The sequence below is a fragment of the Streptomyces sp. NPDC001515 genome (genome assembly GCF_053597115.1).
The window spans coordinates 19,712-29,073 of sequence record NZ_JBSFHN010000058.1 but is presented as its reverse complement, the minus strand read 5'-3'; the positions used below and the strand labels follow the sequence as shown (position 1 = coordinate 29,073).

Below are 9,362 nucleotides of genomic sequence, written 5' to 3'. Positions count from 1 at the left end.
CGCTCCGCTGCTGGAGCGCTGGGTCACGGCGTACGGACTCGGGGACGCCTCGCCGCCGAACCGCCCCTCACCAGCGCAAGAGCCAACACCACCGGGACAGCGCCGGCCGCCTCCCTCTCAACTCCTGCCAACGCGGCGCATCCAAGCCCCTGCACAGCCGAGCCCGGCCCATGCGGCGGACGCGGGGACGAGGGACCGTGGTGACGTGGCCGGGGCGCGGGGACGACGCGCCCTTCGCGGACGCCGTGACCTTGATGGACGGACCATCCCTGCAGGCGCGTGGACAACTCCACCCCGCGCCGCCAGTGCTCGTGCTCGGGGGGGGGGGGGGGGGCCACCCCCGCAGGCGCGGGGACAACGACGGAGAGGACCTGCGTCCACAGCGCGCCGGCGGACCACCCCCGCAGGCGCGGGGACAACGCCAGCTGGTCCGTGAGGTTCACGCTCGTCGGCGGACCACCCCTGCAGGCGCGGGGACAACGTCAATGCGGCGTGCCTCGGTGGCGGCGACGACGGACCACCCCCGCAGGCGCGGGGACAACGCGGGCAGCAGGGGCCGGAAGTCCTGGAACGCCGGACCACCCCCGCAGGCGCGGGGACAACGCCATCGGGCGGAACGTCGCGCACCTCTGGCACGGACCACCCCCGCAGGCGCGGGGACAACAACCCAGCGCTCTTTCCGTTGAGCTACGTGACAGGACCACCCCCGCAGGCGCGGGGACAACGTTGGGGCGCGCATCCCGTTCTCAGGGATGAGTGGACCACCCCCGCAGGCGCGGGGACAACAGAAGCCCCACCTGACACCTGGTCAGGTGGGGCGGACCACCCCCGCAGGCGCGGGGACAACGCTGTGATGGCCATGAGGAACGAGGCAGGGCGCGGACCACCCCCGCAGGCGCGGGGACAACCGCAAGAGCCACCCCAAGGCCCTTGCCGACCAGGGACCACCCCCGCAGGCGCGGGGACAACACTCTCTCCCACGTATCCAGCCCAACCATGAACGGACCACCCCCGCAGGCGCGGGGACAACGTCTCCTCCGCCTCGGCCGCGAGCGCGGCCACCGGACCACCCCCGCAGGCGCGGGGACAACTGCGTCCTGCTTGCGGAGCTGGTGGTGCTGCCCGGACCACCCCCGCAGGCGCGGGGACAACGGCCCGCCGGGATCAGGAAAGGCTCGGCGTCGCGGACCACCCCCGCAGGCGCGGGGACAACGCCCGCTGAGCGTCGGTGAACTGGTCCAGGGGCGGACCACCCCCGCAGGCGCGGGGACAACGAGACCCCCATGACCGCCGTGTTCGCCGCCGTAGGACCACCCCCGCAGGCGCGGGGACAACGATGGTGTAGGGGAAGTACTTCACGCTGCCTCCGGACCACCCCCGCAGGCGCGGGGACAACATGCCGGGGGTTTTTTTTAAAGCCAGATCTGTCGGACCACCCCCGCAGGCGCGGGGACAACCGGGGAAAAGGCGCCGGAAAAGAAGAAGACAGCGGACCACCCCCGCAGGCGCGGGGACAACGACTGCATGGCCTGGCGGCCGGCGGGGATCAGGGGACCACCCCCGCAGGCGCGGGGACAACCGGCAGAGCGCGTACCAGTCGGGACCTTCGTCAGGACCACCCCCGCAGGCGCGGGGACAACACCGCCGGGCAGCAGGGCCCGGATGTCTACGCCGGACCACCCCCGCAGGCGCGGGGACAACAGAACATCGCAGCCGGCGAAGACGTCAGGTGGCGGACCACCCCCGCAGGCGCGGGGACAACAGGCGACTGCCCTGCGGCTCCCCCAGTGCCACCGGACCACCCCCGCAGGCGCGGGGACAACGCGAGACCGAGCACATCGCTCAGACAGGCCCGCGGACCACCCCCGCAGGCGCGGGGACAACAGTCCGAGCCGGTCCGTCGCAGCCCCGCGACCCGGACCACCCCCGCAGGCGCGGGGACAACGTGAACGGGACGAGGATCTGCGGGGCCGCCTGCGGACCACCCCCGCAGGCGCGGGGACAACACTTCCTGACCTGGGGGTTTACTGGGCGAAGTAGCCATTCTCATTCAGTTGCTTCTGACCCACACCAGCCTCAGCGAGCCTCCACATCAGCAGGGCACCATCCCGCTCCTCGACCACCACCAGCTCCGCGTCGCCCCTCTCTCAAGGAGAGATGGCCACCCGGAATCGTCACTCACACTCCGCACTCTAATGACCGCCGCTGACACACCAGCCTCCTCCCGGTCACCAGCAGCCGGCTCGTCAGCGCGTGCCAGTCTTCGGTCCGGGTCGGGGCAGCTCGTCCGTAGCGTGAGTGAAGGTGCGGCCGTCGGGCGGAGCGATCGGGAGGTTGCCGGAGGGGGTACAGGTGCGTGTGCGCCGTGAGGGAGCCGGTTTCGGGCGGGCTGGGAAGTGAAGTGTGGGCGGCGGCCTCCGCAGCGTACGGGGCTGCCACCAGGTAGACGGGAGCCCTGATCTCTTGACGCCGCCTCTTGGCGATGCGGTCGGTCGCCACAGTCCTTGTGGGCCGAGGAGACACCGGACACAACCAACCTGCGCGACCAGCAGAACGTCTCGAAGCCGTAGCGCTTGCCCCTGCTTCTGCGCGTCCCCGCACAGGATGCGGAGAGCGGGAATCGGGAGATCACGAGATCGGGGCGACGTTCCCGTCGGCCAGGACGTCGAGAGGCTGCTGCGGCCCGCCCCCACCGTCACCGGGCATACCGACAGCCAGACCAACACTCTGTGTCATCAGGTCGCCGCAGTCTTTGCGTGTCAAGGATGAGATCGAAACCCAACGCCCACGCCCCATGCCCATACCCCGGCTGTAACCGCACGCCTGGAAAGCGCCTACGAGGTGGGCGGCGGACGCCCGTGTCGCTGGGCAGGGCGGGAGGGGCCCCGGCGGCCTTACCCCAGGTCAGAACGATTCTGCCTGGGGATTCGAAGTGGGGCGGGTGGGACTCGAACCCACGGCCGACGGATTATGAGTCCGCTGCTCTAACCGGCTGAGCTACCGCCCCGTTTCGGCGTGGCGCGTACATGTGTGCGCTCCGTCTGCCGCAGCATAGCCGGTCATACGATCTCTCGCTCCGGGTGCCCGGGTACTCGTGACCTTGAAGACGGCGCTGCTCGACGCCCGGTTCCGGGCATACGAAAAAGGACCCCGGAGGGTCCTCTTCCGATCCGCTCCCCCGACTGGACTCGAACCAGTAACCCTCCGGTTAACAGCCGAATGCTCTGCCAATTGAGCTACAGGGGATCGCGCTCCCCCGACTGGACTCGAACCAGTAACCTGCCGGTTAACAGCCGGCTGCTCTGCCAATTGAGCTACAGGGGATTGCTGCGTTGCCTCGAACGTACCTGCCTGGCTGCTGCCGGGCGGCGCGCGTTCGCTGCGACACATACATTAGCGCAAGCAGGGGGGTGCTTTGCCAATCGGTATCGCCCGGGGTGATCTCGGGCGCCCCGGGGTAGGCGAGCAGGACACGTCGCACGGAGCGAAGGAAGGGTGGCAGCCATGCGGTACCGGCTCACGTTCATCGCCGGAGTGGCGCTCGGTTACGTGCTCGGCACGCGGGCCGGGCGCGAGCGTTACGAGCAGCTGAAGAAGTCCGCGCGCCAGTTCGCCCAGAACCCGGCCGTGCGCAACACCTGCGAGACGGCGGCCCAGAGCGGCCGCGAGTTCGCGGGGAAGGCGTACCACGCGGTGGGCGAGAAGGTCGGGGAGAAGGTGCCGGCCTCGGTGGCGGACCGGGTGCGGTCGCTGCGCGGGCGCGGCGGGGACCTGGAGGACGACTGGGGGACGACGAACACCTGAGCCGCGCCGCCTCCGCCGCACGGCCTCTGCCGCGCCTTCGGTACGGGAAACCGCCGCAGGTGCGGCAGAATTCTGTGCATGGGGATAGTCGCCGGCTTGGACAGTTCATCCGCCTTCACTCACATCGTGGTCTGCGATACGGACACGGGCGCCGTGCTGCGCGAGGGATACGCCGCGCATCCCGCCGATCCGAAGGCCACCGAGGTCGATCCGCAGGCCTGGCTGCTCTCCCTCGGTGAGGCGGCCACCGGCGGTCTCCTCGAAGGGGTGCAGGCCATCGGGGTCTGCGCGCAGCAGCACGGGCTCGTGCCGCTGGACCACCAGGGCAATCTGGTGCGGCCGGCGCTGCTCGGCAACGACAAGCGGGCCCAGGTGGCCGCGGCGGACCTGGTCGACGGGCTGGGCGGGCGGCAGGCCTGGGCCGAGGCGGTCGGGGCGGTGCCGCAGGCCGCGCAGCCGGTGGCGAAGCTGCGCTGGCTGGCGCGGACCGAGCCGGAGCTGGCGCAGCGGGTGGCCGCCGTGCTCCAGCCGCACGACTGGCTGGTGTGGCAGCTGCTGGGCCGGCCGGCCCGGCGGACCACCGACCGGGGGGCCGCTTCCGGCACGGGGTACTGGTCGGCGCGCGAGGCGGCCTACCGGCCCGATCTCGTGGAGCTGGCCCTGGGACGGCAGGCGGCGCTGCCCGAGGTGCTCGGCCCGGCCGAAGCGGCCGGTACGACGCCCGAGGGGCTGCTGATCTCGGCGGGGACCGGCGAGACGATGGCCGCCGCCTTCGGGCTGGGCGTCGGGGTCGGTGACGCCGTCGTCTCGCTGGGGGCCTCGGGCTCCGTGATGGCCGTGCACCACGAGGCGCTCGCCGACCCGTCCGGGGTGATCACCTCCTTCGCCGACGCCACCGGCATGCACCTTCCCGTCGTCCACACCACCAACGCGGTGCGCGCGCTGCGCGGCACGGCCGAGATGCTGGGGCTCGCCGGGCTCGACGAGCTGTCGGAGCTGGCCCTGAAGTCGACGCCCGGCTCCTCGGGGCTGGTGCTGCTTCCCTACCTGGAGGGCGAGCGCACCCCGAATCTGCCGCACACCGCCGGCACGCTGTGCGGGCTGCGGCGCGAGTCCATGAAGCCGGAGCATCTGGCGCGCGCCGCCTTCGAGGGCATGCTCTGCTCGCTGGCCGACGCGCTCGGCGTCCTGCGCGACCGGGGCGTCGAGGTGCGCCGGGTGTTCCTCCTGGGTGCCGCGGCCGAGCTGCCCGCCGTCCAGGCGCTGGCCCCCTCGCTGCTCGGCACGCAGATCGTCGTACCGCAGCCCGCCCAGTACGCGGCGCTGGGTGCGGCCCGGCAGGCGGCCTGGGCGCTGGGCGTCTCGCAGGGCTCCCTGGACGCGCGGACGCCCCCGGTGTGGCAGGAGGCGGCGGCACAGGTGCTGGAGCCGGGTGACGAAATGCCGGTGGGGCAGGCCGTGCGTCAGCAGTACGTGGCGACGCGGGACCAGATCCACCCGGGGGCGTTCGACCCGGCGGACTGAGTCGCGGACGGGGTTTTCGCGGACGGGGTTTTCCTGGACAGGTTCGTCGCGTACGGGGTTGCCATGGACCTAGTTGCCGCGGACCGGGTTGTCGTGGCGGCGTGCTTCCGGTGCGCCGCCACGTCGTCGCCGTGGCCGGCCGCCGGCGGTGCGTCCTACGGGTGGTGACGGGGGCGGGACCCCCGGTGAGTCGGGACCCGGAAATTGTGGACCCGGTCTGTTTTTTGACCTGGACTTGAATAAAAACGTTCGCCGTCCCGGTGCCGGGTGCTCGAAAATGGGTCGACTCCCGACCTACGCCGACTCCGAGAGACACGCGTGCTCATAAAAATTCTGCGGGCCTATCTCGGTCCGTACAAGAAACCCCTCGCGCTGCTGGTCGTCTTCCAGTTGCTGCAGACCTGCGCCACGCTCTATCTGCCCACGCTCAACGCCGACATCATCGACAACGGTGTCGTCCAGGGCGACACCGGCTACATCCTGCGGTTCGGCGGCGTGATGATCGTCGTCAGCGTCGCCCAGGTCGTCTGCAACATCGGAGCCGTCTACATCGGTGCCCGTACCGCGTCCGCGCTCGGCCGTGACATCCGGGCCGGCGTCTTCGACCGGGTGCAGTCCTTCTCGGCCCGTGAGGTCGGCCGCTTCGGGGCCCCTTCGCTGATCACCCGGACGACCAACGACGTCCAGCAGATCCAGATGCTGACGCTGATGACGTTCACGCTGATGGTGTCGGCGCCGATCATGTGCGTCGGCGGCGTCGTCATGGCGCTCGGCCAGGACGTCCCGCTCTCCGCGGTGCTGCTGGCGGTGGTGCCGGTCCTCGGCATCGCGGTGAGCCTCATCGTGCGGAGGATGCGCCCGCTGTTCCGTCTGATGCAGGAGCGGCTGGACACGGTCAACCGGGTGCTGCGCGAGCAGATCACCGGCAACCGCGTCATCCGCGCCTTCGTCCGCGACGGCTACGAGGAGGAGCGGTTCCGGGGAGCCAACACCGAGCTGACGGACGTGGCGCTGTCCACGGGCCGGCTGATGGCGCTGATGTTCCCGACCGTGATGACGGTCGTGAACGTGTCGTCGATCGCCGTCGTCTGGTTCGGCGCGCACCGCATCGACAGCGGCGGGATGGAGATCGGCGCGCTCACCGCGTTCCTCTCGTACCTCATGCAGATCGTCATGTCGGTGATGATGGCCACCTTCATGTTCATGATGGTGCCGCGCGCCGAGGTCTGCGCCGAGCGCATCCAGGAGGTCCTGGAGACCGAGTCCAGTGTGGTGCCGCCGGTGGACCCGGTGACGGAGCTGCGGGCCCGGGGGCATCTGGAGCTGCGCGGGGCGGACTTCCGCTACCCCGGCGCCGAGGAGCCGGTGCTGCGCTCCATCGACGTCGTCGCGCGGGCCGGTGAGACGACCGCGATCATCGGGTCGACCGGCAGCGGCAAGTCGACGCTGCTCGGGCTCGTCCCCCGGCTCTTCGACGTGACGGACGGCCAGGTGCTGGTCGACGGCACGGACGTGCGGACCCTGGACCCGGCCCTGCTGGCGAAGACCGTGAGCCTGGTGCCGCAGAAGCCGTACCTCTTCTCCGGGACGGTGGCCACGAACCTGCGGTACGGGAATCCGGACGCCACCGACGAGGAGCTGTGGCGGGCGCTGGAGATCGCGCAGGCCAAGGAGTTCGTCGAGGGTCTGGAGCACGGTCTCGACGCCCCGATCGCCCAGGGCGGCACGAACGTCTCCGGCGGACAGCGCCAGCGGCTCTCGATCGCCCGGACGCTGGTGCAGCGGCCGGAGATCTATCTGTTCGACGACTCCTTCTCGGCGCTGGACTACGCCACGGACGCGGCGCTGCGCGCGGCGCTCCAGCGGGAGACGGCGGGGGCGACGGTGGTGATCGTCGCGCAGCGGGTGTCGACCATCCGCGACGCCGACCGGATCGTGGTGCTGGACGAGGGCCGCGTCGTCGGCACCGGCAGCCACCACGAGCTGATGGAAGGCAATGAGACCTACCGGGAGATCGTCCTCTCCCAGCTGACGGAAGCGGAGGCCGCGTAATGGCCGGGCCTGGCGGACGCATGATGGCGGGCGGGGCGCCGACCGAGCGGTCCATGGACTTCAAGGGGTCCTCGAAGCGGCTGCTGAGGCGCTTCGCCGCGGAGAAGTCGACCCTGTATCTGATGCTGGCGGCCATAGCGGTGAGCGTGGCGCTCTCCGTGGTCGGCCCGAAGATCCTCGGCAGGGCCACCGACCTGGTGTTCGCCGGGATCGTCGGCGGCCGGATGGACCCGGGGGCCACGAAGGAGCAGGCCGTCGAGGGCATCCGCCGGACCAACAGCGGTCTGGCGGACATGCTCTCCTCGGTGGACTTCGTCCCGGGACAGGGGATGGACTTCGACGCCATCGGCCGGGTGCTGCTGATGGCGCTGGCCGTGTACGTCGGCGCGGGGCTGCTCATGCTGGTGGCGACGCGGCTGTCGATCCGGGTGATCAACCGGGTCGTCTTCCAGTTGCGCGAGGACATCCAGACCAAGCTGGCGCGGCTGCCGCTGTCGTACTTCGACAGCCAGAAGCGCGGCGAGGTGCTGAGCCGCGCGACCAACGACATCGACAACATCTCGCAGACGATGCAGCAGACGATGGGCCAGCTCATCAACTCGCTGCTGACCATCGTCGGCGTGCTGGTGATGATGTTCTGGATCTCGCCGCTGCTGGCGCTGGTCGCCCTGGTGACGGTGCCGCTGTCGGTGGTCGTCGCCACGAAGGTCGGCAAGCGCTCGCAGCCGCAGTTCGTCCAGCAGTGGAAGGTGACGGGCAAGCTCAACGCCCACATCGAGGAGATGTACACCGGCCACACCCTCGTGAAGGTCTTCGGCCGTCAGGAGGAGTCCGCGCGGGACTTCGCCGAGCAGAACGAGGCGCTGTACGAGGCCGGGTTCAGGGCACAGTTCAACAGCGGGATCATGCAGCCGCTGATGATGTTCGTGTCGAACCTGAACTATGTGCTGATCGCCGTGGTCGGCGGGCTGCGGGTCGCCTCCGGGGCGCTGTCGATCGGTGATGTGCAGGCGTTCATCCAGTACTCCCGGCAGTTCTCCATGCCGCTGACCCAGGTCGCCTCGATGGCGAACCTGGTGCAGTCCGGGGTGGCGTCGGCCGAGCGGATCTTCGAGCTGCTCGACGCCGAGGAGCAGACCCCCGACCCGGCGAAGGGCGACGCCGCCTACCCGCGGGAGCTGCGTGGCAACGTCGCGCTGGAGAAGGTGTCGTTCCGCTACGACCCGGAGAAGCCGCTCATCGAGGACCTCTCGCTGAGCGTCGATCCGGGCCACACCGTGGCGATCGTCGGCCCGACCGGGGCCGGCAAGACGACGCTGGTCAATCTGCTGATGCGGTTCTACGAGGTGACCGGCGGCCGCATCACGCTCGACGGGGTCGACATCGCGTCGATGTCCCGCGACGACCTGCGGGCCGGGATCGGCATGGTCCTCCAGGACACCTGGCTGTTCGGCGGGACCATCGCGGAGAACATCGCGTACGGGGCGCCCGGCGACGTGAGCCGCGAGCGGATCGAGGAGGCGGCGCGGGCGGCCCACGCCGACCGTTTCATCCGGACCCTGCCGCAGGGCTACGACACGGTGATCGACGACGAGGGCTCGGGCGTCAGCGCGGGCGAGAAGCAGCTCATCACCATCGCGCGGGCGTTCCTGTCCGACCCGGTGATACTCGTCCTCGACGAGGCCACCAGCTCGGTCGACACCCGGACCGAGGTGCTGATCCAGAAGGCCATGGCGCGCCTCGCGCACGGCCGTACCAGCTTCGTGATCGCCCACCGCCTCTCCACGATCCGGGACGCCGACGTCATCCTGGTGATGGAGAACGGCTCGATCGTCGAGCAGGGCACCCACGACGAGCTGCTGGAGGCGCACGGCGCCTACGCGCGGCTGTACGCGGCGCAGTTCGCGCAGGCGGTCGCCGAGGTCGACTAGCCGGGCCTTCCGTGCTCCCGCGGCTGCCGGGGCTCGCGCGTCGGGGACGAC

General features: G+C 70.6%; 4 protein-coding genes, 3 tRNA genes and 1 CRISPR repeat array. Of the genes, 4 read left to right on the top strand and 3 right to left on the bottom strand.

Annotation, left to right across the window (positions count from 1 at the left end; genetic code table 11):
- Nucleotides 1–260 precede the first annotated feature (260 nt).
- Nucleotides 261–2,006: a CRISPR direct-repeat array (repeat unit 28 nt; unit sequence GGACCACCCCCGCAGGCGCGGGGACAAC).
- Between the two features lie 927 nt (nt 2,007–2,933).
- The 3 genes from ACWCXC_RS36165 to ACWCXC_RS36155 all read right to left on the bottom strand — a co-directional run bounded on the left by ACWCXC_RS36165 (nt 2,934) and on the right by ACWCXC_RS36155 (nt 3,324).
- Nucleotides 2,934–3,007: transfer RNA gene (locus ACWCXC_RS36165), tRNA-Ile, on the bottom strand.
- A gap of 166 nt (nt 3,008–3,173) precedes the next feature.
- Nucleotides 3,174–3,246, bottom strand: a tRNA-Asn gene (locus ACWCXC_RS36160).
- A 5-nt stretch (nt 3,247–3,251) separates the two neighbouring features.
- A tRNA-Asn gene (locus ACWCXC_RS36155) sits at nt 3,252–3,324 on the bottom strand.
- Nucleotides 3,325–3,504: 180 nt separating this feature from the next.
- On the opposite strand from ACWCXC_RS36155, the gene ACWCXC_RS36150 reads away from it, so the two are divergent.
- From ACWCXC_RS36150 to ACWCXC_RS36135, 4 genes are all read left to right on the top strand, one after another.
- Nucleotides 3,505–3,804 (top strand): YtxH domain-containing protein, encoded by a 300-nt coding sequence (locus ACWCXC_RS36150; protein WP_383633538.1) that lies wholly within the window; start codon nt 3,505–3,507, stop codon nt 3,802–3,804.
- A gap of 78 nt (nt 3,805–3,882) precedes the next feature.
- Entirely contained in the window at nt 3,883–5,328 is a 1,446-nt protein-coding gene (locus tag ACWCXC_RS36145; RefSeq protein WP_450891700.1) for an FGGY family carbohydrate kinase, read from the top strand.
- 318 nt (nt 5,329–5,646) lie between these two features.
- Entirely contained in the window at nt 5,647–7,380 is a 1,734-nt protein-coding gene (locus ACWCXC_RS36140; protein WP_450683958.1) for an ABC transporter ATP-binding protein, read from the top strand.
- Entirely contained in the window at nt 7,380–9,311 is a 1,932-nt protein-coding gene (locus tag ACWCXC_RS36135; protein ID WP_450891699.1) for an ABC transporter ATP-binding protein, read from the top strand. Before ACWCXC_RS36140 ends, ACWCXC_RS36135 begins: the two co-directional genes overlap by 1 nt.
- Nucleotides 9,312–9,362: the final 51 nt, after the last annotated feature.